We start from the raw sequence: 26883 nt of genomic DNA, 5'->3' as shown, positions 1-26883 counted from the left end.
CGCTTACGAACAGAACACCCGGGATGCCGGGCACGCCCAGGACGACGGGGGCGCGTACGACTACGACGTCCTCGTCGTGGGGTCGGGCTTCGGCGGGTCGGTGACCGCCCTGCGCCTCACCGAGAAGGGATACCGCGTAGGGGTGCTGGAGGCGGGCCGCCGCTGGAGCCGCGAGAGCCTGCCGAAGAACTCCTGGGACCTCAGGAACTACCTGTGGGCACCGAAGTTCGGCATGTACGGCATCCAGCGCATCCATCTGCTGGGCAACGTCATGGTGCTCGCGGGCGCCGGGGTCGGCGGCGGTTCGCTGAACTACGCCAACACCCTGTACGTGCCGCCGAAGCAGTTCTTCGACGACCCGCAGTGGCGCGGGATCACCGACTGGCAGGAGGAGTTGAAGCCGTACTACGACCAGGCGCAGCGCATGCTCGGCGTACGGCTCAACCCGACGATGACCCCGTCCGACGTCCATCTCAAGGCGGCGGCCCAGCGGATGGGCGTCGGCGACTCCTTCCACATGGCGCCGGTCGGCGTGTTCTTCGGCGACGGCGAGGACGCGGACGGCTCCGGGCGGGCGAAACCCGGCGAGCAGGTCGAGGACCCCTACTTCGGGGGCGCGGGCCCGAGCCGCAAGGCCTGCACCGAGTGCGGCGAGTGCATGACCGGATGCCGCCACGGCGCCAAGAACACCCTCAACGAGAACTATCTGCACCTCGCCGAGAAGGCGGGCGCGGTCGTCCACCCGATGACGACGGTCGTGTCCGTCACGGACGACTCGAGCGGCGGGTTCGCGATCGCCACGCTGCCCACCGACGAGCGCCGCAAGGGCAAGGGGCGTCTGTTCACCGCCCGGCGGGTCGTGATCGCCGCCGGCACCTACGGCACCCAGACCCTGCTGCACCGGATGAAGGCGGGCGGTCAACTGCCGTACCTCTCCGAGCGGTTGGGCGATCTCACCCGTACCAACTCCGAGGCGCTGGTCGGCGCGCAGACCGACAACCGGCGCTACCGCAAGGTGACGGGCGAGTCCAGGGTCGACTTCACACGCGGCGTCGCCATCACCTCGTCGATCCACCCGGACGCCAACACCCATATCGAGCCCGTCCGTTACGGGCGCGGCTCCAACTCCATGGGCGGCCTGTCCATCCTCCAGGTGCCCTACGCCGAGAGCTCGTCGAGGGTCCTCGGCTGGCTCGCGAACGCGGCGCGGCACCCGGTCCTCGTGCTGCGGTCCCTGTCCAACCGGCGGTGGTCGGAGAAGACCATCATCGGGCTGGTCATGCAGTCGCTGGACAACTCGCTGACGACGTACCTCAAGCAGGACGGCGTCGGCAAGGGACTGTTGACGGCCCGTCAGGGTCACGGCGCGCCCAACCCCAAGCAGATCCGGGCCGCTTCGGAGGCCGCCTCGGCGATCGCCGCCGAGATCAACGGCTTCCCCGGATCCAACGTCGGTGAACTGATGGGCACCCCGCTCACCGCGCACTTCCTCGGCGGCTGCCCCATCGGCGCGAGCCCCGAGGAGGGGGTCATCGACCCGTACCACCGGGTCTACGGCCACCCCGGGATCTCGGTCGTGGACGGTGCCGCGGTCTCGGCGAACCTCGGCGTCAACCCGTCGCTCACCATCACGGCGCAGGCCGAGCGGGCCATGTCGTACTGGCCCAACAAGGGTGAGGTCGACTCGCGTCCGGCGCAGGGGGCGGCCTACGAGCGGCTCAAGCCGGTCGAGCCGCAGGCCCCGGTCGTCCCGGCGGACGCGTTCGGCGCGCTGCGGCTGCCGTTCCTGGGCATGCCGGCGGTCCCGCCCAAGAAGTAGGCCACCAGGAGGCCCTTCCCGGCCGGGTGCGGGGAAGGGCCCATCGGGGAAGGGCCCATGGAGCCGGGCACACGAAAAGAGGACCTGCATCCCCCTCCGAACGCAGGTCCTCTTTCCGTCTGTGCGGCGAAGCTCTCAGCTCTGCGCACCGGCCTTGCGACGACGCACCGTGAACACGGCGCCCGCGCCGGCGATCAGCGCGACACCGCTCATGAGGCCGATCGTCGGCAGAGCGGAGTTGGCGCCGGTGTCGGCGAGGTTGCCCGTCGGCAGTTCGGAGACGTCACCCTGCGGCTTCTTCACCGAGTCCTTGGAGCCGTTGTCGGACGGGGTGGCCGTGCCCGGGTCGGGGTTCTCCGAACCGGCCTTCAGGACCTCGAAGTCGTACTGCGCCCAGCCCTCGGCGATGCAGTCCTGGCCGTCGACGTTGTCGAGGTAGGCGCCGGAACCGAAGGAGTAGGCGTCGCCGGCCGGGGCCTTGGCGTCGATGCCGACGCGCAGGTCCACGGTCTTGCTCTTGCCGGCCTTCAGTTCGTCGACGTAGAAGAAGTAGTCACCGGCCCAGTCGTCGGAGCCGATTCGGTCCCAGGTGCCCGTCTCGGGGTTCTTGAACTCCAGGTCCACGTACGGGCTGAGGAACTTCGCCTCGTCCAGCTCGTAGTTCTCGATCTCGGCGTAGAAGGCGACGCCGTCGACGGTGGTGCCGGAGTCGTTGGTGACGACCAGCTCGAAGCCGTGGAAGCCGTCACCGGCCACGATCTTGCCCGGCAGGCCCTTGATGTCCGCGGACACCTTGGCGTCGGAGAAGTCCTCGTCGAGGTCCTCGCAGTAGGGGACGTCCGGGTCGGACGGGTCCTCGCTCGGCTCGGCGGAGTCGGTGGGCTCGGGCTCCTCCGACTCGCTCTCCGTGACGGTCGGGGAGGCGGAGCCCGTGGGCGCCTCGGAGGTCGCGGTGTCGGACGCCGACGGGGTGTCGCTCGGCAGCTCGGAGGTGGTCTCCGAGGGGGACGCCGTGTCGCTCGCGGACTCCGACACCGTCTCGGTGGGCGTGGCCGACGCCGACTCGTCCGCGAACGCGGCGGGCGCGGACAGCAGGGCGAGCGGGGCTATGACAGCCGTCGCGGCGGCTGCGGCCATGGCACGGCGAAGCTTCATCAAAGACCTCAAGAAGTCCGGGTGTGCCGCGGGCGCGGCAGCGCGAGTGTGGTTCCTGGTGCGCCTGGTTTGATCCCTGGGTACCGGTAAAGGTTGCACTCGCACTCACAGAATTCTTATGTGGGCTGAGTCACACACGGGTGCCGCTTGTGAACACGCTTTCTGACCGCTTAGAACTGTCGGTCGTGTCTGACAAGCCATCGGAGCCCTCCGGCTCCTCGGGGGAGAACCCTCAAGTCCCTGACGACGTCTGGGAACAGTTCGTCCGTGCCAACGAGAAGGACGCGCCCAAGGAGCCGTCGGCCCGTGCCCGCATGGTGACCGAACGGCTGCGCGAGCGGGAGGCGCGGGGCGACCTGCCCGAGGGCTGGCGCACCGGTCCGCTGTGGCAGGAGAAGAAGCGGGGCCGCGGTGCGTGGAAGGCCGTCGGCGTGCTCCTCGCGGTCGCGCTCGCCGTGGTGGCGGTCAAGCCCTCGCTGCTGCCGGGGGACCTGTTCGGGACGGGCTCCGCCGACGAGGCCGGTCCGGCCCTGCCCGCCGAGACAGCCGCCCCGACCGCCGCGCCCGAGGCCGCCGCCCCCGACGTCCCCACCCTGGACGACCCGTTCGCGGGCTCCCCGGCCAAGCGCTGGGCCGACGGCGAGGCGGGGATCGTCGTACCGAAGGCGAAGGCCGTGGGCGGGCAGTCCGCGGCGAAGGTCGAACAGACCCTCGAACTGACCCGCACGCTCCTCGTGGAGTCCAGCATCGACCCGGCCACCCTGCGCGGCGAGACGCCCAAGGCGGCCCTCGGCGTGCTGGACCCCCGGCAGGACGTCCTCGGCCGGTTCAAGGACGCGCTGAGCCGGCCGAGCCGGGACAACGACCCGCTGGCGATGTTCAGCCGCTTCGACCCCGGCCAGGTGCGGGTCGTCGGCGACGTGGTCAAGACGCGCGGCCGGATGACGTTCAAGGAGGGCGAGCACGCCTCCGTCGAGGTGCACGCCGACTACACCTTCGTCTACCCGGTGGTGCAGACCAACGGGTCCACGGAGGTGACGCGCACCATCGTCCGCCGCGTCCTCGACGTGGAACTGCCCGACCCGGCCCGGTACCAGGTCACCCCCGGCAAGCTGTCGATCGTCAACTACCAGCGGGACATAGGCAACTCGGCCTGCGACCTCCACGACGGCTACCTGCATCCGCAGTTCGACTCGGCCGGCCCCACGGGCGCGCCGCCGAGCGGGCCCACCAGCGACCCGTACGACCGCAGCAAGGGGATCGACGACGATTCGGCGGAGTGCGGGGTCGTGTCCCGGGTCTGACCCCGACCGAAGGGGTGTGGGGGAAGGGGTGTGGGAACACAGGGCCGACGGCCTTGGGGGAGACAGGCGAAGGGCCCCGCGAGACAGGCGAAGGGCCCCGCGGGACGGAGCCGCGGGGCCCTTCTTTCGTCAGCACCGGCGTCAGGGCAGCGCCGGTGCCTGGGAGCGGCGCCGGGGGGTTGCGCCGCTTGTCTCGACCTGTATCGACCTGTCTCGACCTCTGGTGACACGTGCGGGAACGTGCCTGCAAGAGGGCTGTCCGCGCGGGGACTTGGGGATGGAGGCTTGTACGCATCGTGCTGGATGGGCCCGGCCTCCGCAACCGTTTGGCCCAGGGTTGGTGCATATTTGCATTTTTTGGCCGGTCGTGCGGATCGGGCGACCGGCTGTTCCGCTCTTCCGTCGGCCGGCCCCGGGCGTCCCCGGAGCCGGCCGTTTCTCCAGAGTGACCGGGCTGCTGTCCCCTGCCGTCCGGTCACCTGTCTCCGGAGCGAGGTCCCACGGCGCACGGCACGATCCGTACGCCTCATCGCTCCAGCTAGCCACGCGTGGTTCTATCGGGCCCGCCCCTGGCTGGCACGGACACCGGTACCAACGAAGGCCCCGGAGCCGGGTCACGCGCCGTACGGGTGAGAGCGGGCACCGAACTCAGATACGACCCCGGCACAGCTCCAGGAGCGTCATCGCCAGCGCCGTACCGGGCTTGCCGAGCGCCTCGCTGTAATGGTTCAGGACCTCCATCTCGCGCGAGAGGTTCACCCGGCGGCCACCGGAGGTGATCCGGGCCTCCTGGACGACCGCGGAGACGGCAGCCCGTTCCTGGATCAGGCCGATGATCCGGTCGTCGAGCGCGTCGATGCGTTCGCGGGCGCCGGTGATCACATCGGCGGCCTCGGGGGTGTGCGCGCCGGTCCGGTCCGCTGCGGTGACGGTCATGTCGGGGCTCCTGTGTCTCGGCGGTGCCCCGGAGCGGCAGGATCCGGAAAACACCAGGCGCCCCGGACCTTGTCGGCCCGGGGCGCCTGGGGAAGTCGCTTGTCAGTGGATCAAGCAGCACGACCATGGCAGCCGGTGGGCCCGGTGCCATAGGTAAAGAGGAAGCTCTGCTGCCTGAACATGGGCGCCAGTATGCCACGGGGCCGCCCCGACGTCGGCCTCGGTAGAATCGGCGTACACACAGACCCCCGCCCCACCGCCGGAAGGCTCCCGTGTCATCAGCGACTCCCGCTGCCGCCGCCCCCGACACCGTCCTGGTCGTCGACTTCGGCGCGCAGTACGCCCAGCTCATCGCCCGTCGAGTCCGCGAGGCCCGGGTCTACAGCGAGATCGTGCCGAGCACCATGCCGGTCGCCGAGATGCTCGCCAAGAACCCGGCGGCGATCATCCTCTCCGGCGGGCCCTCGTCCGTGTACGAGGAGGGCGCCCCGCAGCTCGACGGCGCGCTCTTCGAGGCCGGCGTCCCCGTCTTCGGCATGTGCTACGGCTTCCAGCTCATGGCGCGGAGCCTCGGCGGCACCGTCGACAACACCGGCTCCCGTGAGTACGGCCGCACCGACCTGCACGTCTCCCGGTCCGCCTCCACCCTCTTCGAGGGCACCCCGGCCGAGCAGCACGTGTGGATGTCCCACGGCGACGCCTGCTCCGCCGCCCCCGAGGGCTTCACCGTCACGGCCTCCACGGACGTCGTCCCGGTCGCCGCCTTCGAGAACGACGACAAGAAGCTCTACGGCGTCCAGTACCACCCCGAGGTCATGCACTCCACGCACGGCCAGCAGGTGCTGGAGCACTTCCTGTACCGGGGCGCGGGCCTCACGCCGTCGTGGACCACGGGCAACGTCATCGAGGAGCAGGTCGCCGCGATCCGCGAGCAGGTCGGCGACAAGCGCGCCATCTGCGGCCTGTCCGGCGGTGTCGACTCCGCGGTGGCCGCCGCCCTGGTCCAGAAGGCCATCGGTGCCCAGCTGACCTGCGTGTACGTGGACCACGGCCTGATGCGCAAGGGCGAGACCGAGCAGGTCGAGAAGGACTTCGTGGCGGCGACCGGCGCCAAGCTGGTGGTGGTGGACGCCGAGGAGCGCTTCCTGACCGCGCTGAAGGGTGTCTCGGACCCCGAGGAGAAGCGGAAGATCATCGGGCGCGAGTTCATCCGCGTCTTCGAGCAGGCGCAGCTGGAGATCCTCCAGGAGGAGGGCCCCGAGGTCGCCTTCCTCGTGCAGGGCACCCTCTACCCGGACATCGTCGAGTCCGGCGGCGGCACCGGCACCGCCAACATCAAGTCCCACCACAACGTCGGCGGCCTCCCCGACGACATCGAGTTCGAGCTCGTCGAGCCGCTGCGCCAGCTGTTCAAGGACGAGGTCCGCATGGTCGGCCAGGAGCTCGGCCTGCCCGAGGAGATCGTCCAGCGCCAGCCGTTCCCCGGTCCCGGCCTCGGTATCCGGATCGTCGGCGAGGTCACCAAGGAGCGCCTGGACCTGCTGCGCGACGCCGACGCCATCGCCCGCGAGGAGCTCACGGCCGCCGGTCTCGACCGCGACATCTGGCAGTGCCCGGTGGTCCTGCTGGCCGACGTCCGCTCGGTCGGCGTCCAGGGCGACGGCCGCACCTACGGCCACCCGATCGTCCTGCGCCCGGTGTCCTCCGAGGACGCCATGACGGCCGACTGGTCGCGCCTGCCGTACGACGTGCTGGCGAAGATCTCCACCCGCATCACCAACGAGGTCCGGGACGTCAACCGGGTCGTCCTCGACGTGACGAGCAAGCCGCCGGGCACCATCGAGTGGGAGTAGGCACCGGGGGCGGCGCGGGCCGCCCGGGTGCGGCAGCGGGGGCGTGCGGGTGAGCGCGTGAGCGTGCGAGTGCGCGTGGGGCGGAGGCGGGACGGCTCGGGTCGTCCCGCCTCTGCCCTTTTGCGCTGACCGACGGTAACTTCCGCCCCGTAGAGCAACTCCAGTGCTGGAGGACCGATGCCCTCGACGTACGGGCCCACCCCGCCGTCCCCCCTGCCCACCGACAGCCTGCGGTTCGCGATGCCGCCGACGCACGAATCGCCCGAGGACGAGCGCCGGTACCGCAAGGAGCGGCTCGCGGGCGCCCTGCGGCTCTTCGGCCGGTACGGCTTCGAGGACGGTGTGTCCGGTCACATCACCGCGCGTGACCCGGAGTTCACCGACTGCTTCTGGGTCAACCCGTTCGGGATGCCCTTCAAGCACGTCACGGTCGGCGACCTCGTCCTCGCCAACACCGACGGTCAGGTCGTCGACGGCCGCTACCACGTCAACCAGGCCGCCTTCGCCGTGCACGCCCAGGTCCACGCCGCCCGGCCCGACGTCGTCGCCGTCGCCCACTGCCACTCGGTGCACGGTCGCGCTCTGGCGAGCCTGGGCGAGCTCCTGGACCCCATCACCCAGGAGAGCTGCGCCTTCTACGAGGACCACGCCCTGTACGACGCCTACTCCGGTGTCGCCGTGGACGCGGCGGAGGGCCGCCGTATCGCCACCGCCCTCGGCTCCCACAAGGCGCTCGTCCTGCGCAACCACGGACTGCTCACCGTCGGCGACTCCGTCGACGCGGCGGCCTGGTGGTTCGTGACGATGGAACGCTCCGCCCGGGTCCAGCTCACCGCCCGCGCGGCCGGCCGCCCCGTCCTCATCGACCACAAGGCGGCCGTCGCGACCCGCGAACAGCTGGGCGGGGACCTGGTGGCGTGGATCAACTACCAGCCGATGTGGCAGGACATCAGCCGCAGCGAGCCGGACCTGCTCAGCTAGCCGCAGCCGCAGCCGCAGCCGCAGCCGCAGCCGCAGCCGCACCGGGGCGCCGTCCGCCGGGCGCGTGGCGTCACCGGCATCGGCGTCGGCACTGGCACTGGCATCGGCGTCGGCACCGGCACTGGCATCGGCGTCGGCTAGAAGCCGCGCAGCACCGCCGCCTTGGTCATCGCGAACTCCTCGTCCGTGAGGACCCCTTGGCGGTACAGCTCGCCCAACTCCCGGAGTCTGCGCAAGAGGACGTCGTGATGGTCGCTCTGCGGCGGCACGGCGGACGCGATCGGGCGCGGCGGCCGGTCCGCCGGGTCCCCGGAGCCGACCGCGGTGCGGGTGGAGGGGTGGGGGAGCCGGGCGGTGACCGCGGTGGCGACGAGCGCCGTCAGGAGGTCCCGGCGGGCGCTGCCCCACAGGTCCAGGGCGAAGGGGTCCTTCTCGGGCGGGAGTTTGGAGAACCCCGTCTCCCGCGTCACGAACCGCAGGAAGCCGTCCTGGTAACCGGAGTTGGGGAGCCACTCCACGCCCACGAGATCGCTGAGTGCGATGATCCTCGGTCCGGTCGCCCGCTTGACCCGGTCGGAGGTGTCGGCCCAGTCCAGACGGACCTGAAGGCCGTCGAAGGACGCCGTCCCGTCGGAGGAACGCACCGAGACCGGGACCGGCGGCCCCGCCAGCAGATAGGTCCTCGTCGCGTCCTTCGGGATCTGGTCCAGCAGCAGCGCGCGGCGGATCTCCTCCGCCACGTACTCGGCGACCCCGGCCCGGTCCACGTCCACCACCAGCCGGTACGGGTCCGCCGCCTCCGGCAGCCGGCCCCCGGTCGCCTGGAGCAGCGGATCCGCGCCCTCCCGCAGCCGCATCCGCAACCGCCCCCGCTTGCGCTCCGGTTCGAACACGACCCCCGACACCGCCTCCAGGGGTACGGCGATCTCCCCGTACGTCTGCCGGAACAGCGGCACCGAGCGGTGGAGCCCCGGCGTGATCCTGACCGTCGTGCCGTCGAAGGCCCAGGTCCCGTCGCGCTGGATGATCTCGGCCATAGGGAAATTCTCGCAGCCGGGTCAACACGGCGGCTCCCGCTTCACCCGCCCTGACCAGACCTGCCGAACGCGCCCCCAGTGGCGTAGGGCACAATTCGCTCTCGTCGCAGGGCAGTTGTCGGTGAGGAATACACGGAGAAGGCGGGCGTCGGGCGTGGCGGTGCAGGAGGCGAGACAGGGCGGCGCGGAAGCGGTCGCGCACAGAGGTGGCTGCACCTGCGGAGACTGTCCGCACGGAGCGCGCGCGGGGCACCGGCGCGCGGTCGCCGAATTCCTCGTGAAACGGGACGAGTTCGCTGCCGGGCAGGGCCTGCCGGCCGCCGTCGCCCACTCGGCCTCGGCCTCCCGGCAGTGGGTGTCGGAGGAACTGACCCAGTCCGCCGGGGTCGTCGCCGAGCGCGGTCGCGCCGAGGGCGAGGCCTGGCTCACCCGGCTGTGGTGGCGCACGGTGTTCTCGGTGTGGGCGGGCGTGGTCGTCCTGCTGCTCGTCCAGGCCCTCACCGCCATCGGCGCGGGCTGGACCTCCGCCCGTACGGCCGGGCTGCTCGCCGCGCTGCTGACCGCGGGTGCGCTGACCGCCGCCTCCTGGTTCCACCGGGCGCGCGGCGGGGCGCTGGCCCCGGTGATCGGCGAGGACAACCGCCTGTCCACCTCGCGCGCCGTCGCCGTCGCCTGGGTGCTGTTCATCGCCTACGCCGTGCTCGTCCTGGCGGGACGTCTGGCCGCCGCGTCCGCGCACGAGGAGCGGGACGCGCTCATCGCCGGTCTCGAACTCGCCCGCGGCGCCGGTGCGGTGACCGTCCTCGCCGTGGTCTGCGGGATCGCGGTGCTGGTGCGGCGCGTGATCGGTCTGCGGGTCCTCGGGCAGCGCCTGCAGAAGGTCCGCGCCGACCGGCCCCGGGCCGCCGACCTGCTCACCGACGACTCCGGCCGGGGCACCTTCGCCGACATCCAGTACGTCGTGATCAACGCGGTCGCCCTGGTCTTCGCCGCGGTCCGTCTCGCCCGCCGCCCCGACCAGCTGCCGGACCTGCCCTGGGGGCTGGCCGTGGTGGTGCTGGTCTCCGCCGCGACCTACGTCGCCGGGAAGTACGCCGAGGGTGGTCGTCCCGTCATCCTCTCCGTCGTCCGCTCCCGCGAGGCCGGTGACCTCGACGCCCCGATCCGCACCGGCGACGACATCGAGATCCGCGGCGCCGGCTTCGTCCCCCCGGGCGCCCAGAGTGCCGACCGGCTCTCCCGGATGACGGTCCGCGTGGGCCCCGTGCATGTGCACGTCCCCCTCGTCCCCGTCACCGGCGGTTTCAGCAACCCGACCGACGCCGTCCTGACCGTCCCCGTCCCCGCGGACGTGGAGCCCGGCCGGGTCGAGGTCCACGTGATCACCGCGGCGGGCGTGGAGACCAACCGCTACGAGATCGACGTGACGGACTGAACCATGACCATCGAGGGGAAGGGCTGAGCTATGACCATCGATGGGACGGGCGGAGTCATGACTATGGATGTGGCGGGCTGAGCCATGACCACCGAGGTGAAGGGCTGAGCCATGAGTGAGGACGTCCTCTCCGTCATTCCGGCCGATCCGCACTGGCAGCCCGAGCCGTCCGCCGCCGACCGCGCCGTCGCCCTCGTCACCGCGCTGACCGGTGGCCTGGCCGCCGACTCCGACGTCGAGATCGACGTCGACTGGTACGACCGGCCCGTCGTCGTCGACGGCGCGCAGAACCTGGAGCGGATCGGCTGCCCGCACTGCCGCGGCACGATCGGCCTCGCCTGGTGGGCCGACCTGATCGAGGAGCACCAGGACGGCTTCCCGACGCTCACGGCGGTCGTCCCGTGCTGCGGCGCCACCACCTCCCTCGACGGCCTGGACTTCGACTGGCCCTGCGGTTTCGCCCGGTTCGAGATCGCCGTCTGGAACCCGGAGACCGCCCGGCTCTCCGACCAGGAACTGACCGCCGTCGCCACGGCCCTGGGCCATCCGGTACGGCAGATCCGGGCCCGTGTCTGAGCCCGTCGCGACGCCCTGTGCCGCGCTTCCGCGGGGCGCCGCGTATTTAGTTGAAACTTGTGGCGTCAGCATTGAGCGTCATCTTCCTTTCGTGCGTATCGTCTTGTGAGGGGTCACGGCACGCTGGTGAGAGGCGGCTTGGAGCGATGACTCACGGCTATCGGACGGACACGCACTCCCCCTATCTCGACCAGGGCAACCGGAGCTGGCGCGACCTCGCCACCCACTACGCCCTGCTCCCACTCCGCCTTTTCCTCGGCGTCACGTTCATCTACGCCGGCGTGGACAAGCTGACGGACAGCGCCTTCATGAAGGACTCCGGGGCCGGGTCGATCGGCGACATGATGCGCACGGTCAAGGACTCCTCGGCCATTCCGGCCATGGTCGACCTCGCCCTGAACAACCCCGTCGGCTTCGGCTACGCCATCGCCTTCGGTGAACTCGCCGTCGGTATCGGGACCCTGCTCGGCATCCTCACCCGCCTGGCCGCCCTCGGCGGCGCGCTGATCTCCCTCAGCCTGTGGATGACGGTGAGCTGGGCTTCGGACCCCTACTACTACGGGAACGACCTCGCCTACCTGATGGCCTGGCTCCCCCTGGTCCTGGCGGGCGCCCCGTACCTGTCCGTCGACGCGGCATGGCGTGGGCGCCGTCGGGAACGGCCCTCGGTGTACTGAGCCCGCCGGGGCCACCGAGCCCGCCGGGCCTTCTGAGCCTTCCGGGGGTTCCGGCCCTTCTCCCGGCCCCCTCGGCGCTCGCCCCCGGTTCCGGTCAGCCCGGTATGGAGGACCGGGGTGTGCCCGGGGTGTCGTGATCGCTGGGGCCGGGTGCGCCCCGGCGGGTGCCGCGGCGGCGACGGACCGCCCGGCTCACGATCCCCACCGCGCCTGCCAGACACAGGCCTCCGACCACCAGCGGGATGACCGCGAACCAGGGGGTCTCCCAGGCGCCGCCCGCGTCACCGGCGTAGACGACGCCCGCGAGGGTGAGGAAGACGCCGGCGACCAGCTTCCCGGGCCGGAACTCATGACGCAGCACGGGCCACCTCCGCCTGACCGACGCCCACATGAAGATCCAGATCGAGGGTGCCGGTCGCCTTGACGCCGTCGGCCGGCCGGATCGTCAACTCCTTGGTCCTGCCCGGTTGCACGTCCACGTCCTCCTTGTCGTCGCCCGGAAGCTGGATGTCACCCACCCCCACGTCGATGCTGAGCCTGACCGTCACATCGCGCGGCACGATCACCTTGAGCCGGCCCACGCCCACCTCGGCCCCGGTCGTCACCGTCCGCCCCTTGGCGACATCCAGGGAGCTCAGGTCCAGGGTGCCGACCCCGGTACCGAGGTCGTACGACGGTGCGACGTCCGCCACCGCGGCGGGGCGCCAGGTCTCGTGGAGCCACGTCGTGCCGATGTCCTTGGGCACGGTCGACGCACCGGCCAGCAGTCCCGCCGTCAGCACTGCCAGGAACATCGACCCCGCGCCCGTCCGCCCCAGGCACGAGCTGACCGCGATCCCCAGGCCCAGGACGATCAGCGCGCAGGCCAGACCCGTCTGCAAGCTGGTGCCCAGCGGGTGCTCGTCCCAGGTGAGGCGGGTGCCGAGCCCGCCCGCGAGCAGCGCGAACAGGAAGATCCAGCCACCGATCCAGCGCGGGCCGCGCTGCCGGGCCGGCCGCGGGCGCGCGGCGCGCAGGTCGGGGCGCGCGTGGACGTAGTCGGCGGCGAGCTCGAAGTCGATGAGCGGGGCGACGTCCCGGGCACGGGCGTCCTCGGGGCCCCACAGATAGCCGGTGCCGCCCTGGTGCGTGCCGTCCTTCACTATCGGATCGCGCCACCAGGACGGGTAGACGATGCCCACGGGCGGTGCCTGCGCCTCCGGCGGGGCGTCGGCGACGGCCTGGGCGGCCAGCGGGTCGGTGTCGGGGGTGCCGCGCTGCCGCGCCCAGTACCCGGCGCCCGCCAGGAGCAGGGAGAGGACGACGGCGAAGGTCAGCACCCCGCCGTTGTTGAGCATCGACAGGAACACCCCGCAGCCGACCAGCGCGAACAGGACGGCCGTCAGGGCCTGCCCGTCGACCCGGCCGGTCAACAGCTTGCGTACCTCGTTCTCCTCCTCGTCGTCGTACGGGACGAGGAGCCAGGCGAAGCCGTAGAAGATCAGGCCGATGCCGCCGGTCGCGGAGAGCACCGCGAGCGTGATCCGGAAGATCACCGGATCCATGTCGCACTGCCGCCCGAGCCCGGCGCAGACGCCGGCGAGCGCCTTGTACCGCCGGTCGCGCCGGAACCTGGGGAACGGCTCGGCGGCCTCCGCGGGTTCGGCCGCCCCGCCGGGGTTCGCGGCCCCGGCGGGATCCGCGGTCGCGTCGGCGGTGTCCCTCGCCGTCCGCTCCGTCCGCGTACCCGCACCCGCCTGCCCGTGCGCACCCGCTCGCCCGTGCGCGCTCGCCCGCTCGTGCGCGCGCGGTTCCTCACCGGCGGCGGCTGCGGAGGGCGCGACGGACGGGGCGCCCTCGTCGGGCGTCGAGTCCGTGGCGTGCTGGTGATCTGTCATGGGTCCATGGTGACGGGCGAGCCGCCCCGGCGGGAGTCGGAACGACCCTGGCCGGACCCTGATATCGCCCCCGAGACGACGCGGGGGAGACGTTCGAGAGCCGGGGGTCTCGAAGATCAGGGGAGTCTAGGGGGCAGACCCTGATGCCCTGGCTCTCCCGTCGTGTGACCATCGATGCCATGCCGGAAGCCGCCACAGCGCCACTCGTCGAACCGCGGCCGCCGCGCAAGCTCTACCGCAGCAGCGACGGACGCTGGCTCGGGGGCGTGGCGCGGGGGCTCGCCGGGCATCTCGGCCTGCCCGTGATCTGGGTGCGGCTGATGTTCGTCGGCCTGTTCATGGCGGACGGCCTCGGCGCCCTGCTGTACGCGGCGTTCTGGTTCTTCGTGCCGCTCGGCGTCGGCGGGGTGGGCGAGCAGAAGCGGCCCCCGTCCCTCGTCACCACCGAGACCTCGCCGGACGGCCGGCGCCGGCTCGTCGCCCGCAGACCGGACAAGGGCCAGATCGTCGCCCTGCTCCTCATGGTCGTGGTGGCCATGGTCTTCGTCGGCAACGTGAACCTGGGCAACGGGGCCAAGGCCTACCTCTGGCCCGTCGTGCTCGTCGGTGCCGGTGTCGCCCTGGTCTGGCGCCAGGCCGACAACGCCCGCCGGGCCCGCTGGGTCGAGGTCGGCCGCCGCAAGCGCACCCTCAGCCTGCTGCGCGCCGCTGGCGGTGTCCTGCTCGTCACGGCGGGCGTGTCCGGCATCTTCGTCCTCCAGGGTTCCGCTGCCCACCTCGGCTCGGTGCTCCAGGCGGCCCTCGCGGTCCTCGTCGGCATCACGCTGCTCGCCGGCCCTTATCTCGTGCGCATGACGCAGGACCTCTCCGAGGAACGGCTGATGCGCATCCGCGCCCAGGAGCGCGCCGAGGTCGCCGCCCATGTGCACGACTCGGTGCTGCACACCCTGACCCTGATCCAGCGCAACGCGGACAACGCGAACGAGGTGCGCCGCCTCGCCCGCGCCCAGGAGCGCGACCTGCGCACCTGGCTCTACAAACCCGAGGGCACCGGCAAGGACGAGGCCGACGAACCCACCACCCTCGCCGACGCGGTGCGGCGCAACGCGGCCGAGGTCGAGGACAAGCACGGCGTCCCCATCGAGGTGGTCGTCGTCGGCGACTGCCCCCTCGACGAAGGGACCGGTGCGCAGATGCAGGCCGCGCGCGAGGCGATGGTGAACGCCGCCAAGTACGGTGGCGAGGGCGGCGCGGTGCAGGTCTACGCGGAGGTCGAGGGGAAGACGGTGTTCGTGTCGGTCCGGGACCGCGGCCCCGGATTCGACCTGGACTCGATACCCACCGACCGGATGGGTGTCAGAGAATCGATCATCGGCCGCATGGAGCGGCACGGCGGCACGGCACGGCTGCGCGCGGTGCCCGACGGCGGCACGGAGGTCGAGTTGCAGATGGAGAGGACGTCATGAGCGACGAGGCGAACGGTACGGCGGAGGCCACCGGCAGCGCGGGTGAGCGCCGGGTGCGCGTGGTCCTCGTCGACGACCACCGGATGTTCCGCACCGGGGTCCAGGCGGAGATCGGCCAGACCGAGCAGACCGGCGTCGAGGTCGTCGGCGAGGCCGCGGACGTCGACCAGGCGGTCACGGTCATCACCGCGACCCGCCCCGAGGTCGTCCTCCTCGACGTCCATCTCCCCGGTGGTGGCGGCGTCGAAGTCCTGCGCCGCTGCGCCCCGTTGATGGCCGACGCGACGCAGCCGGTCCGCTTCCTCGCGCTGTCCGTCTCGGACGCGGCGGAGGACGTCATCGGGGTGATCCGCGGCGGGGCACGCGGGTACGTGACGAAGACGATCACGGGCACCGACCTGGTCGACTCGATCTTCCGGGTCCAGGACGGCGACGCGGTGTTCTCGCCGAGGCTGGCCGGGTTCGTCCTCGACGCGTTCGCCTCCACGGACGCCCCGCCGGTCGACGAGGACCTCGACCGGCTCACACAGCGCGAGCGCGAGGTGCTGCGGCTCATCGCCCGCGGCTACGCGTACAAGGAGATCGCCAAGCAGCTCTTCATCTCCGTGAAGACGGTCGAGTCGCATGTCTCGGCGGTCCTCAGGAAGCTTCAGCTGTCCAACCGGCACGAGCTGACCCGGTGGGCGACGGCCCGCAGGCTGGTGTAGCCGCCGCCCGGAGCGGGCCCCGCGTGCCGTGGGCCCGCGTGCCGTGGGCCCGCGTGCCGTCGGCGCCGCCCGGTGCGGACGCGGGCTCGCTCACACCACCCGGGTCGCCCCGGCGAAGGGCATCTCGTCGATCGGGGCGACGCGGACCGGGGCGGAGGGGTTCGGGGCGTGGATCATCTGCCCGTTGCCGATGTAGAGGCCCACGTGGCTGATGCCGGAGTAGAAGAAGACGAGGTCGCCGGGGGCGAGTTCGGAGCGTGAGACGCGGCGGCCGGCGTCGATCTGGGCGTAGGTGGTGCGGGGCAGGGAGACTCCCGCGGAGCGGTAGGCGGCCTGCATGAGGCCGGAGCAGTCGAAGGCGTCGGGCCCGGTGGCACCCCACACGTAGGGGCTGCCCAGCTTGGAGTACGCGTAGGAGACGGCGTCCGCCGCACGGGAGTTGGGCGCCGCGACCGCCGGGCCCGAACCCGCGCCGGTGCTCGTCCCCGTACCCGTGCCGTCCGTGGTGCTCAGGGTGTCCCTGGCGTTCGTCCGGGAGGCGCGCAGCGGGTCGTCCAGGCTCTGCCCGGCGGGGAGCCGGGCGAGCAGGCTCCGGGCCGCGGCCAGCTTCCCGGTGATGGTCCTCTTGTGGCGTTCGAGCTCCGTCTGGCGGGACTTGAGGGAGGCGAGCTCAATGTGGGCGGCGCCCCGGAGCTGTTCGATCTCCCGCAGCTCCCGCTGCACGGCGGCCACGGAGGTGGCCTGGCGTGTGCTCGCCCGTTCGGCGAACTCGGCGCCGTCGAGGTAGCGGTCGGGGTCGTCCGAGAGGGCCAGCTGGACAGCAGGGTCCAGTCCTCCCTCGCGGTACTGCGCCGCTGCCATCGAACCCAGCGCGTCCCGCGCCGAGTTGAGCTTGTCCGTCTTGCGGGCGGCCTCGTCACGCAGGGACTTCAGCCGCTTCTGGGCCGCGTCCGCCTTCTCCTTCGCGCCGTTGTACTTCTCGGTGGCGGCCTCGGCCTCCTGGTACAGCTTGTCCACCTTCGCCTTGACCTGCGCCGGTGTCAGATTCGGATCGGCGTGCCCGATCCCGTCGAACCCGGTCGCGGTCGCCGCGCCCGCCAGGGCGATCGTCGCCGCCGTACGGACCGTCTTGCCGCTGACCGAGCGCTGCCTGGCCTTGCGGTGCGCTGCCACGTGGACTGCACGTCCTTTCGTACGCCCGCCGCTGAGCGGTGGTGCCGCCCCGGGTCGTCACCGGCCCCGCGAGCGCCAGGGGGAGCGTCGTAGGGCCGCCCGGGGCGGTTCACGCGTCCGGCGGCGGCCCGCACAGGGGGAGCGGGCCGCCGCCGGACCTTTCTCGGCGGTGGTGTCCGACTGCCGCCCCTGGCCCGGGCGGCGGTGGGGAGCCGGTCACCTGGTGGAGGACGCTAAACCTGGCCGTGTCACGGGGGTAACGGGATGCGCGGAACTGCCCCCAGGTAGCGGCCCGGTGACCGTATGTGACCGTGATCCCCGCGTGGCGCGGTCAACTTCACGCAAGGTGATGATCGAAGTGATGGTTCCGGGACATAGGTGGGCGGTCGGGTGCTATGGGGCGCATATATGCAAGACGGCCGCGAGCCGGTGCGGGCGAGGAGCGGGGCGCGAAGGGGACGGGAGCGGGACGCGGGGGGAGTGGAGGCGGGTGGGGCGGTGTAGTGCGGCTCCAGGGCCTCTGATTAGGCTCCGGCCTCATGGACGTACTCATCCATCTCTTCGTCGGTCTGCACATCATCGGCATCGCCTCGCTGCTGGGCGGCTTCCTCACCCAGATGAAGGCGATGGGCGCGGGCACCGCCCGCTTCGTCCCGGCGATGCTGCACGGCGCGCTGACCATGCTGGTCACCGGCGTCATCCTGGTCGGCCTCAACCAGGCGGACGACCAGCACGTCAACAACATCAAGATCGGCGTGAAGCTGGCCCTGCTGATCGTGATCCTCGGCCTCGTCTACGTGAAGCGCGACGACGAGCGGGTGGACAAGAAGCTGTTCGGCCTGGTCGGGCTGCTGACCATGGCGGACGTGTTCATCGCCGTCCTGTGGACCTGAGGGCGGCGATCCCCGTCCGGGCCGTCAGCGCGGCTCCCGCGCCCACGGCCAGCCACACGGCCACGGCGATCCACAGCAGCACCTGGCCCAGCGTCCTGAGCCAGGACACCTCCAGCGCGGCGGCGACCGACAGGGTCGCCGCCGCCGTCATGCCCATGGGGAACACGGTCGCCCAGCGCCGCACGTCGTAGCCCGGGCGGGGGCGGGCGAACTCGGCGGCCAGCAGCACGGCGTACCAGGTCAGGTCCAGGACGAGCAGGGCGACGGTGACCGTGCGCAGGGCGTCGCCGTCGTCGCGGTTCCACAGGTACAGGCTCGCGCTGTCCGCCGAGATCAGCTTCGAGCCGGCGAGCGCCGAGATGGCGAGCGCCCCGCCGGCCACCCAGTGGTCACCGGCGCCCCGGGTCACCTGGCCCAGGTCGAAGCGGGTGAAGGCGAGGCCGTAGAAGACCAGCCCGAGCCAGAACAGGACGAGCGCCGCGTGCGCGAGCCACGCCGTGGACAGGGCCGCGGCCAGCGTGGCGCCGAGCACGGCCAGGCCCTGGGTCGCGACGCAGACCAGGAACACCGCGCCCGGCATCCTCCGCTTCCAGTGCCTCATGACGAGCACGAGCAGCACTGGCCACAGTGCCGTCGCGAGCGCGAGCAGCGCCTCGGCCAGGGTCTGCCGTCCGAGCGCCGAGACACGGGTGCCCAGCACGCTCGTCGCCGCCACCGCGGTCAGCGCGCCCGGGGTCCTGGCCTCCTCCAGCCACCGGTCCCGCTGGGTCGCCAGGCGCGCCAGGAAGTCCGCGGCCAGCCCCACCCAGGCGAGCACGGCCAGCACGAGCATGATCCGGGACAGCGTCTCGTACCCCGTCAGATGCAGCCCGACCGAGACGATGCCGGTCGCCATGACGGCGGAACCGGCGGCGGGCGGCCGGGTGGACCACCACGCGCCGAGCGGGGAGTCGGCGGCGGGGGCGTGGGATGCGGGGCGGCCGGGCATGGGCCGATGCTAAGGAGCGCGTCGCGCGGTGCGAGCGGGGCACGCGCGCGTGCGGGGAGGAATTCGCGCGGGTGCGGGACAACGAGAGGGGCGCGTGAGACCGGCTCACGCGCCCCTTCGGTCGTGCCGTGCGGTCAGGCCGGGCGCACCACGCTGTGGATCGCCGACTCGCCGTCGTAGTAGATGGACTCCTCGCGGACGTACGCCCCCGGCTTCGGCGCGTGGATCATCATCCCGTTGCCGATGTAGATGCCGACGTGGGTGACGTCGTCGTAGAAGAAGACCAGGTCGCCGGGCTGGGCGTTGGCCAGGGAGACCGTGGTGCCCGCGTTGACCTGGTCGTAGGTGGTGCGCGGCAGGGAGATGCCGGCGGCGTTCCAGGCGGCCTGGGTCAGGCCGGAGCAGTCGTAGGAGTCGGGCCCCGTGGCACCCCACACGTACGGCTTGCCGACCTGGGCGCGGGCGAAGGCCAGGGCCTTGTCGGCCTTCGTGGAGTACGAGGAGTCCGTGGCGGTCGACGACGAGCTGCTCGCCGCCTCCTCGGCCGCCTCCGCCGCGGCCTTCTGCTCGGCCAGCTCGGCGGCCTTGCGGGCGGCCTCCTCCTGCTTGCGCTTCTCGATCGCGGCGAGGCGCGCCTTCTCCTCGGCGTTCAGCTGCGACAGCAGCTCGCGCGCGTCGGAGAGCTTCTTCTGGACGGTCGCCTTGGCGGTCTTGAGGTCGCCCTGCGTATCGGTGAGCGTCTGGAGGCTCTCGGTGGCCTCCTGGCGCTTCTTCATCGTCGCGGACTGCTCGGTGATGTAGTCGTCGACCGCCGTCTTCTGGCGGGACGTCATACGGCCCATCAGCTGGGTCTGGTCGAAGTAGTCCTGCGGGGTGTCCGCGAGCAGGAAGGTCGCCGTGTCGGGCGCGGAGGCGCCGGTGCGGTACTGGGCGGCGGCGAAGGAACCCAGTTCCTCACGGGCCTCGTTGAGCTTCTGGGTGCGCTGGGCGACGTCGTCGAGGAGGGTGTCGACCTGCTTGCGCTGCTTGGTCGTCTTCTCCTTGGCGGAGTTGTACTTCTCGGTCGCCGACTCCGCCTGGCGGTAGAGGTCGTCGACCTTCTTCTCGACCTCTTCGAGGCTCGGCCTGTCGTCGGTCGAGGGTGCTGCGGTGGCCGTCTGGGACAGCAGCGCCACGGAGGTGAGGGCGGCCGTGGCGAGAGCGGGCGTGCGTATGCCTGCTACGCGCGTTCCTGCGGGACGCGGCTTTGCGTGCGACGCCAAAGGAGGCGACTCCTTCCAATGTTCCGCCTACCGAGTTAGCTGTCGGGTTCGGGCGGGTGGTTCGGAAGGTGTGCCCTACGGCCGCTCCCCGGAGGGGAGTTGGGCCGATTCACCCCAGGTCGGTGTGGGTCCCCGGCTCCGGCTGCCTCCAGGAGGGGCGCACCGGACTAAGCGGAGGCCGCGCGGCCCGGCGACGTTCGCCGGTGGGGGTCGTACGGCCTGTGCGGCACGGTAGCCAACTGGTGTGGCCCCTGTGAAGGTTGATGTTCGATATGCCCGATACATTTTCGTGACCTTTGGTCAGTTCCGCGTTCGGGATGATCGATAAGGTAGTTTGTGTGGCGATTTGCGGGAAATGGGCTGGCGGCGGACATCTCCTCACGCGTTGGTGACTCTACGTAATCGCATGTAGCGGTGGCGTAAGAGTCCTCCGCCGAACTTCCCGGGGCGGCGGCGGGTTGTCAGTGGGGCGGCCTAGACTCGGAGAGCGATGAGCAGCCTCTTTGACGACAGCTTCCTGGCGGACCTCCAGGCCCCTCGCGGGCACACGGAGGAGCCCCCGCCGCCGCCCGAGGACGAGCACGTACCGGAGCCGGTTCCGGACGACCTGTTCGGCGGGAAGTTCGACGTGCCCCCGGACCGGGACGCCCACTACCGTGACGGCGCCCCGCGCCCCGTCCTCGACGCCGCCGCGCTCATCGAGGGGCTCAACGAGAACCAGCGGGCCGCCGTCGTGCACTCCGACACCCCGCTGCTCATCGTGGCCGGCGCCGGTTCCGGCAAGACCCGTGTGCTCACCCACCGCATCGCCTACCTGCTCGCCGAGCGGAACGTCCACCCGGGGCAGATCCTCGCGATCACCTTCACCAACAAGGCCGCGGGCGAGATGAAGGAGCGCGTCGAGCAGCTCGTCGGCCCGCGCGCGGGCGCGATGTGGGTGATGACCTTCCACAGCGCGTGCGTGCGCATCCTGCGCCGCGAGAGCAAGAAGCTCGGCTTCACCTCCTCCTTCTCGATCTACGACGCCGCCGACTCCAAGCGGCTCATGGCGCTCGTCTGCCGCGACCTGGACCTCGACCCCAAGCGGTTCCCGCCCAAGTCCTTCAGCGCCAAGATCAGCAACCTCAAGAACGAGCTGATCGACGAGGAGGACTTCGCCGCCCAGGCCACCGACGGCTTCGAGAAGACCCTCGCCCAGGCCTACGCCATGTACCAGTCGCGGCTGCGCGAGGCCAACGCCCTCGACTTCGACGACCTGATCATGACGACGGTCAACCTGCTGCGCGCCTTCCCGGACGTCGCCGAGCACTACCGCCGCCGCTTCCGTCATGTCCTCGTCGACGAGTACCAGGACACCAACCACGCCCAGTACGCCCTGGTCAGGGAACTCGTCGGCACCGGGGCGCACGACGAGGACGTCCCGCCGACCGAGTACGACCTCCCGCCCGCCGAGCTCTGCGTCGTCGGTGACGCCGACCAGTCGATCTACGCCTTCCGCGGCGCGACGATCCGCAACATCCTCCAGTTCGAGGAGGACTACCCGGACGCGACGACGATCCTGCTGGAGCAGAACTACCGCTCCACGCAGACCATCCTCACCGCCGCCAACGCGGTCATCGAGCGCAACGAGTCCCGCCGCCCCAAGAACCTGTGGACCAACGCGGGCGCGGGCGCGCGCATCACCGGCTACGTCGCCGACACCGAGCACGACGAGGCGCAGTTCGTCGCCGACGAGATAGACCGTCTCACCGACGCGGGGGACGCGAAGGCCGGCGACGTCGCCGTCTTCTACCGGACCAACGCCCAGTCCCGTGTCTTCGAAGAGGTCTTCATCCGCGTCGGCCTGCCCTACAAGGTCGTCGGCGGCGTCCGCTTCTACGAGCGCAAGGAGGTCCGGGACGTCCTGGCCTATCTGCGCGTGCTCGCCAACCCCGAGGACTCGGTGCCGCTGCGCCGCATCCTCAACGTCCCCAAGCGGGGCATCGGCGATCGCGCGGAGGCGATGATCGACGCCCTCTCCCAGCGCGAGAAGATCAGCTTCCCGCAGGCCCTCAAGCGGGTCGACGAGGCCTACGGCATGGCCGCGCGGTCCACGAACGCCGTCAAGCGCTTCAACACGCTGATGGAGGAGCTCCGCACGATCGTCGAGTCCGGGGCGGGCCCGGCGACCGTGCTGGAGGCGGTGCTGGAACGCACCGGCTATCTCGCCGAGTTGCAGAACTCCACCGACCCGCAGGACGAGACCCGGATCGAGAACCTCCAGGAACTCGCCGCCGTGGCCCTGGAGTTCGAACAGGAGACCGACGAGGACGCGCCCACCGGGCTCGCTGCCTTCCTGGAACGGGTCGCCCTCGTCGCCGACTCCGACCAGATCCCCGACGAGGACGAGGACGGCTCCGGCGTCATCACCCTGATGACCCTGCACACCGCCAAGGGGCTCGAGTTCCCGGTCGTCTTCCTCACCGGCATGGAGGACGGCGTCTTCCCGCACATGCGCTCCCTCGGCCAGACCAAGGAGCTGGAGGAGGAACGGCGCCTCGCCTACGTCGGCATCACCCGCGCGCGCGAACGCCTGTACCTGACCCGCTCGTCGCTGCGCAGCGCGTGGGGCCAGCCGTCGTACAATCCGCCCTCCCGCTTCCTCGCGGAGATCCCGGAACAGCACGTCGACTGGAAGCGCACCGGCGCCACCCAGGCCCCGGCCGGCCCGGTCTCCGGTGTCGCCTCCTCGCTGTCGTCGTCCCGCTCCCGCTCCTCGGCCTCCGGCGCCTCCGGGTTCGCCACGCGCCGCGCGTCCGAGCAGCCGGTGGTCGCCCTCGCCGTCGGCGACCGGGTCACCCACGACCAGTTCGGGCTCGGCACCGTCATGGCCGTCAAGGGCACGGGCGCCAACACCGAGGCCACGATCGACTTCGGGGACACCAAGCCCAAGCGGCTGCTGCTGCGGTACGCGCCGGTGGAGAAGCTGTAGGACCAGCGGTTCCGGTACGACGACGAAGGCCCCCGCCGGTCAACGGCGGAGGCCTTCGGGGGTGACTCGGAGGAGGAGCCGGCCGGGTTACGTCGGGTCCAGGCCGTGGCTGCGCAGCCACGGCAGGGGGTCGATCGCCGAACCGCCGCCCGGCCGGACCTCGAAGTGCAGGTGCGGGCCGGTGGAGTTGCCGGAGTTGCCGGAGTACGCGATCGGGTCGCCGGCCTTGACCGTCGTACCGGAGGCGACGCGATAGCTGGAGAGGTGGCAGTACCACGTCTCCGTGCCGTCCTTCGCGGTCACGATCATCATGTTGCCGTAGGCGCTGTTCCACTGCGTCCGCACGGTGCCGTCGGTCGCGGCCATCACCGTCGTGCCGTAGGAGACCGGGAAGTCGATGCCGGTGTGCACGGACATCCAGTTGACGCCGGCCTGGCCGTAGTACGCGCTGAGGCCCTGCTGCGCGACCGGGAGGGCGAACTTGGGGCGCAGCCGCTCCTTGCGGGCCGCTTCCTCCGCCGCCTTCTTCTTCTCGGCCTCCTGCTGGGCCTTGAGGTCGATGCGCTCCTGGGTGCGGCTGGCGCGGTCGGCGAAGTCGTCGGCGCCGGCGGACAGGCTCGCCAGCTGGGTGTCCAGCTTGTTGTTGGCCGTCGACGGCTTGACCGGCGCCGCGTCGGACGCGGTCGTCGAGGTGTCCTTGTCCTCGGTGAGGGTCCCCACGGAGGCGGCGGCGATCCCGGCGACACCCATCACGCACGCCGAGGGAACGGCGATCGTCAGCAGCGCGGAGCGCTTGGGGGGCGTACGGCGGCGGGAGCGGGAGGCGTTGCGGGCCGCGGCGCGACCGCCGCGAGCGGGACCGGCCGGGGCGTCGGCGGCGTCCGGGGTGATCTCCTCCTGGTCGTCGAAGAGCGCGGTGCCGTCCTCGTCGAGGGCGGGCAGTTCACCGGTGTCGCTCAACTCGGCTTCATGGCCGGAGGGTTGGTCGTAGCCGTCGTACGGGACCTGCTCGAACATCGCGGTCGCCTGGTGGTCGACCGTTTCTTCGGGGGGACCGTCCGAGTTCCACTGCGTGGCGTCGTACGCGCCCGTGTCGAAGGTCTGCGTGCCCCATTCCCAGTGCTGGGTCTGGTCGGCGGGCGCCGCGGTCTGGTCGGGCTGGAGCCAGGCGCTCGCGTCCCACTGGCCGGTCGGGTCGGCGCCCGCGGCCTGCGGGGGGACGGCGGAGAGCTGCTGGTGCTGGCCCGTCCACGCCGTCGCGTCGTACGCGCCGGTGTCGTAGGCGGCGTGGTGCTGGGCCGCGTACGCGTCGTAGTTCAGGGTCTGGTGACCGTCCGTCTGCCACTGCCCGGCGTCGTACGACCCGGTGCCGTCACCGGGGAGACTGCCGAAGAGGGGGTCGGTGTCGAAGTGCCCTGTGGCCTGCGCACCGGTGTCGTAGGCGTAGCCGCCGAAGTCGCCGTACTGAGCCTCCTGGGTGCTGTACGACGCGTAGTGCGCCGACGTGGCATCGGAAGCCGGAGCCGGGGTGGTCATGGTCCCCGACGGGTACGGGTCGTTCACCAACTTCTCTTTCGCCTCGACAACAGGGGCTGCCAGAGCAGTGCGGCGACTGTACCCGGCGGTATGCGGGCGCGACAATCTTCGGCAGGTTTCGCGTCAGTAGGAAACGGGCATTCGGCCGTGTTTCGGGGGACGGTGGGCGCGACTTTGGCTTTGTGTTCGAAGAGCGTTCGATTGGTATGAGGGTCCGACGGGGGTCCGGGCGCTGTTCGCCGGCTGTCCGTCGGCTGTCACACCGCTGCCGTCGGGCAGTTGGGCGGACGGTCGTCGGGCAGCCGGCCGGGCCGTCGTCGGACGGTCGTCAGGCCACCGTGAGGCCGTCGGCCTCCGTCGTGGTCCCGGTTCCCGTCCCGGGTTCCGTCCCGGCGGAGTCCAGGGCCTGGCGTATCCCGGTCGCGACGGCGGGGTGCACCGGCAGCGCGAGATGACCGATCCCGCTCACCCGCACGTTCTGCGCCATCAGGTCGGGATGGTCGATACAGGCGGTCTCCAGCGGGTCCATCAGATGGTCCAGGTCGCTCCAGAAGCTCACGAAGTGCGTACGGCAGTCCGGCGCGGGCCGGCTCAGCTCCTCGAGGACCTCCGAGCCGGGGCGCATCTGGCGCACGATCGGATGCGCGTCGGCCAGCGGCACCACCCGGGTCCCCGAGTGCGGGGTGCCGAGCGTGACCAGGGTCCGCACCCGCAGGTCACCGCCGAGACGCTGCACGTAGTAGCGCGCGATGAGCCCGCCGAGGCTGTGTCCGACGATGTCGACCCGCCCGCTGCCCGTGCGCTCGCAGATCTCCTCTATATGGCGGCCCAGCAGTTCGGCGGCCGTGCGGATGTCACAGGTCAGCGGGGAGTAGTTGAGCGACTCGGTCCGGCGGCGGCCGTGCTGGGCGAGGCTGCGGCGCAGCAGGACGAAGACCGAGCGGTTGTCGATGAAGCCGTGCAGGAGGACGACGGGCGGCTCGGCCGGGGTCGGGAGCTGGGCGGCCCCCTCGGGCGACGGGGCAGGAGCGGGCGTACGGCGTTCCTGGGTGATCCCGGAGGGATAGAGGAGGAGATGCCCGGCGAGGATCGCGAGCTCCAGGGCGGTCGCCTTCAGCAGGGCCACGGAGAGGCCGGTCAGTCCCGACAGGCCGGACAGGCCGCCGTTCGGGAGCAGTCGTCGGCCGAGCGGGAGAAGCGGAAGAAAGGGGTGCACTGCCCTGGTGACCTTCATGGCCGACCTCCTGTCGGCACGCAGGAGGACGCCTCTGTCCCCCGTGTGCCCTCATGGGAGGCGGCGGCGAAGAGGGTCGACGGTACGGAGCACCGTCTGCGCCTCGCATCTCCTCGCCGCGCGGCCTGCGGCGTGGTGGTGCGGCTCCTTCGTCGCGGCTCCCGTTGCGCCCGTTCCCGATGCGGTCCGGGTGCCGCAGGCAGGTCCTGCGGTCCGGGTGCCGCAAAGACTCGGAGCGGTGCGCGGCGAACGTGTCCCACCGTGTGATTTCCCCCTCGGTCTCCACCGCGAAACTGCCGGTTGCGGGACGGTGGAGATAACGTTCGTTCACTTCCTCGCGCAGGACTGTGTGAGGACATCCCGGTAAGAATGGACACAGTCGCTTCATGGAGGCAGTGATGGGTGTGGCAGCCGGTCCGATCCGAGTGGTGGTGGCCAAGCCGGGACTCGACGGTCACGATCGAGGGGCCAAGGTGATCGCGCGGGCGCTGCGCGACGCCGGCATGGAGGTCATCTACACAGGCCTCCACCAGACCCCGGAGCAGATCGTCGACACCGCGATCCAGGAGGACGCCGACGCGATCGGCCTGTCCATCCTCTCCGGCGCCCACAACACGCTCTTCGCCGCCGTGATCGCCCTCCTCAAGGAGCGAGAGGCCGAGGACATCCTCGTCTTCGGCGGCGGGATCATCCCCGAGGACGACATCGCGCCCCTGAAGGAGAAGGGCGTCGCGGAGATCTTCACGCCCGGCGCCACCACCCAGGCGATCGTCGACTGGGTCCGGGAGAACGTGCGCACCCCCGCGGGAGCCTGAGCCGAGCCCTGCGCGGCCCGGTCCCCCGGAGGGGGCGGCCGTCACACCGCCCCCGCACGACGCGACCGCGACCCCGGCCGCCGCGCCGATTCCCGCCGATCCGGCTCCCGCCGATCCGGCTTGCGCTGGACCGACTCCCGCCGATCCAGCCCTCGCCGATCCGCTTCCCACCGACTCGGTTCCCGCCG

At 71.4% G+C, this 26883-nt stretch carries 22 protein-coding genes and 1 riboswitch; of the genes, 12 read left to right on the top strand and 10 right to left on the bottom strand.

Annotated features, from left to right (window positions below; translation table 11 throughout):
* The first annotated feature begins 76 nt into the window (after nucleotides 1–76).
* Nucleotides 77–1819: a GMC oxidoreductase gene (locus ACIPSE_RS03580; protein ID WP_401657662.1), complete on the top strand. Its 1743-nt coding sequence runs from the start codon at nucleotides 77–79 to the stop codon at nucleotides 1817–1819.
* 135 nt (nucleotides 1820–1954) lie between these two features.
* Here ACIPSE_RS03580 and ACIPSE_RS03575 read toward each other — a convergent pair whose 3' ends face one another.
* Entirely contained in the window at nucleotides 1955–2974 is a 1020-nt protein-coding gene (locus tag ACIPSE_RS03575) for an LPXTG cell wall anchor domain-containing protein (RefSeq protein WP_401656969.1), read from the bottom strand.
* A 185-nt stretch (nucleotides 2975–3159) separates the two neighbouring features.
* Here ACIPSE_RS03575 and ACIPSE_RS03570 point away from each other — a divergent pair, with 185 nt between their 5' ends.
* Nucleotides 3160–4278: a hypothetical protein gene (locus ACIPSE_RS03570; protein ID WP_401656966.1), complete on the top strand. Its 1119-nt coding sequence runs from the start codon at nucleotides 3160–3162 to the stop codon at nucleotides 4276–4278.
* Between the two features lie 648 nt (nucleotides 4279–4926).
* Here the strand turns inward: ACIPSE_RS03570 and ACIPSE_RS03565 are convergent.
* Nucleotides 4927–5214, bottom strand: a complete 288-nt coding sequence (locus ACIPSE_RS03565) for a chorismate mutase (protein ID WP_401656964.1) — start codon at nucleotides 5212–5214, stop codon at nucleotides 4927–4929.
* A gap of 272 nt (nucleotides 5215–5486) precedes the next feature.
* Between ACIPSE_RS03565 and guaA the strand changes: the two genes are divergently transcribed.
* On the top strand, nucleotides 5487–7067 hold the full coding sequence (gene guaA / locus ACIPSE_RS03560) for a glutamine-hydrolyzing GMP synthase (RefSeq protein ID WP_401656963.1): 1581 nt from the start codon (nucleotides 5487–5489) through the stop codon (nucleotides 7065–7067).
* Between the two features lie 177 nt (nucleotides 7068–7244).
* Nucleotides 7245–8048, top strand: a complete 804-nt coding sequence (locus ACIPSE_RS03555) for a class II aldolase/adducin family protein (protein WP_401656960.1) — start codon at nucleotides 7245–7247, stop codon at nucleotides 8046–8048.
* 137 nt (nucleotides 8049–8185) lie between these two features.
* On the opposite strand, the gene ACIPSE_RS03550 is transcribed toward ACIPSE_RS03555, so the two are convergent.
* Nucleotides 8186–9085: a DUF4429 domain-containing protein gene (locus ACIPSE_RS03550; protein WP_401656958.1), complete on the bottom strand. Its 900-nt coding sequence runs from the start codon at nucleotides 9083–9085 to the stop codon at nucleotides 8186–8188.
* A gap of 154 nt (nucleotides 9086–9239) precedes the next feature.
* Here ACIPSE_RS03550 and ACIPSE_RS03545 point away from each other — a divergent pair, with 154 nt between their 5' ends.
* The 3 genes from ACIPSE_RS03545 to ACIPSE_RS03535 all read left to right on the top strand — a co-directional run bounded on the left by ACIPSE_RS03545 (nucleotide 9240) and on the right by ACIPSE_RS03535 (nucleotide 11773).
* Entirely contained in the window at nucleotides 9240–10520 is a 1281-nt protein-coding gene (locus tag ACIPSE_RS03545; RefSeq protein ID WP_401656956.1) for a hypothetical protein, read from the top strand.
* 111 nt (nucleotides 10521–10631) lie between these two features.
* A complete protein-coding gene (locus tag ACIPSE_RS03540; protein WP_401656954.1) occupies nucleotides 10632–11096 on the top strand; it encodes a hypothetical protein in 465 nt (154 codons plus the stop codon).
* A gap of 146 nt (nucleotides 11097–11242) precedes the next feature.
* Complete coding sequence (locus ACIPSE_RS03535; RefSeq protein ID WP_401656952.1) at nucleotides 11243–11773, top strand: DoxX family protein; 531 nt, start codon at nucleotides 11243–11245, stop codon at nucleotides 11771–11773.
* A 94-nt stretch (nucleotides 11774–11867) separates the two neighbouring features.
* On the opposite strand, the gene ACIPSE_RS03530 is transcribed toward ACIPSE_RS03535, so the two are convergent.
* Together ACIPSE_RS03530 and ACIPSE_RS03525 are read right to left on the bottom strand one after the other, a co-directional pair.
* Nucleotides 11868–12134: a hypothetical protein gene (locus ACIPSE_RS03530; RefSeq protein ID WP_401656950.1), complete on the bottom strand. Its 267-nt coding sequence runs from the start codon at nucleotides 12132–12134 to the stop codon at nucleotides 11868–11870.
* On the bottom strand, nucleotides 12121–13650 hold the full coding sequence (locus tag ACIPSE_RS03525) for a PspC domain-containing protein (RefSeq protein WP_401656949.1): 1530 nt from the start codon (nucleotides 13648–13650) through the stop codon (nucleotides 12121–12123). Before ACIPSE_RS03525 ends, ACIPSE_RS03530 begins: the two co-directional genes overlap by 14 nt.
* A gap of 179 nt (nucleotides 13651–13829) precedes the next feature.
* On the opposite strand from ACIPSE_RS03525, the gene ACIPSE_RS03520 reads away from it, so the two are divergent.
* Both ACIPSE_RS03520 and ACIPSE_RS03515 read left to right on the top strand, forming a co-directional pair.
* Nucleotides 13830–15116 carry a PspC domain-containing protein gene (locus ACIPSE_RS03520; RefSeq protein WP_401656948.1) on the top strand — a complete coding sequence of 429 codons (1287 nt, stop codon included), beginning with the start codon at nucleotides 13830–13832 and terminating at the stop codon, nucleotides 15114–15116.
* Nucleotides 15113–15823, top strand: a complete 711-nt coding sequence (locus ACIPSE_RS03515) for a LuxR C-terminal-related transcriptional regulator (RefSeq protein ID WP_401656945.1) — start codon at nucleotides 15113–15115, stop codon at nucleotides 15821–15823. Before ACIPSE_RS03520 ends, ACIPSE_RS03515 begins: the two co-directional genes overlap by 4 nt.
* A 90-nt stretch (nucleotides 15824–15913) precedes the next feature.
* On the opposite strand, the gene ACIPSE_RS03510 is transcribed toward ACIPSE_RS03515, so the two are convergent.
* Nucleotides 15914–16996 (bottom strand): NlpC/P60 family protein, encoded by a 1083-nt coding sequence (locus ACIPSE_RS03510; protein WP_401656944.1) that lies wholly within the window; start codon nucleotides 16994–16996, stop codon nucleotides 15914–15916.
* Between the two features lie 539 nt (nucleotides 16997–17535).
* On the opposite strand from ACIPSE_RS03510, the gene ACIPSE_RS03505 reads away from it, so the two are divergent.
* Complete coding sequence (locus ACIPSE_RS03505; RefSeq protein ID WP_401656941.1) at nucleotides 17536–17889, top strand: hypothetical protein; 354 nt, start codon at nucleotides 17536–17538, stop codon at nucleotides 17887–17889.
* Here ACIPSE_RS03505 and ACIPSE_RS03500 read toward each other — a convergent pair.
* Nucleotides 17867–18877, bottom strand: coding sequence for a tellurite resistance/C4-dicarboxylate transporter family protein (locus ACIPSE_RS03500; RefSeq protein WP_401656939.1), 1011 nt, complete (start codon nucleotides 18875–18877; stop codon nucleotides 17867–17869). The genes ACIPSE_RS03505 and ACIPSE_RS03500 overlap by 23 nt on opposite strands.
* A gap of 134 nt (nucleotides 18878–19011) precedes the next feature.
* Nucleotides 19012–20139, bottom strand: coding sequence for an NlpC/P60 family protein (locus tag ACIPSE_RS03495; protein WP_401656936.1), 1128 nt, complete (start codon nucleotides 20137–20139; stop codon nucleotides 19012–19014).
* Between the two features lie 7 nt (nucleotides 20140–20146).
* Nucleotides 20147–20309: riboswitch (cyclic di-AMP (ydaO/yuaA leader) on the bottom strand.
* A gap of 320 nt (nucleotides 20310–20629) precedes the next feature.
* On the opposite strand from ACIPSE_RS03495, the gene pcrA reads away from it, so the two are divergent.
* Entirely contained in the window at nucleotides 20630–23110 is a 2481-nt protein-coding gene (gene pcrA, locus ACIPSE_RS03490; protein WP_401656934.1) for a DNA helicase PcrA, read from the top strand.
* An 87-nt stretch (nucleotides 23111–23197) separates the two neighbouring features.
* Here pcrA and ACIPSE_RS03485 read toward each other — a convergent pair whose 3' ends face one another.
* Complete coding sequence (locus tag ACIPSE_RS03485) at nucleotides 23198–24646, bottom strand: M23 family metallopeptidase (RefSeq protein ID WP_401657660.1); 1449 nt, start codon at nucleotides 24644–24646, stop codon at nucleotides 23198–23200.
* A 328-nt stretch (nucleotides 24647–24974) separates the two neighbouring features.
* The gene (locus ACIPSE_RS03480; protein ID WP_401656932.1) at nucleotides 24975–25880 is read right to left on the bottom strand and encodes a lipase family alpha/beta hydrolase; all 906 of its coding nucleotides are present in this window, start codon (nucleotides 25878–25880) and stop codon (nucleotides 24975–24977) included.
* Between the two features lie 398 nt (nucleotides 25881–26278).
* On the opposite strand from ACIPSE_RS03480, the gene ACIPSE_RS03475 reads away from it, so the two are divergent.
* Nucleotides 26279–26695: a cobalamin B12-binding domain-containing protein gene (locus tag ACIPSE_RS03475; RefSeq protein ID WP_401657658.1), complete on the top strand. Its 417-nt coding sequence runs from the start codon at nucleotides 26279–26281 to the stop codon at nucleotides 26693–26695.
* Nucleotides 26696–26883: the final 188 nt, after the last annotated feature.

Origin of the sequence: Streptomyces sp. NPDC090106 (genome assembly GCF_044747265.1) — a bacterium.
Lineage (GTDB): Bacteria > Actinomycetota > Actinomycetes > Streptomycetales > Streptomycetaceae > Streptomyces.
Note: the sequence above shows the minus strand (reverse complement) of the source record. Positions and strands in the feature narration are given on the sequence as shown.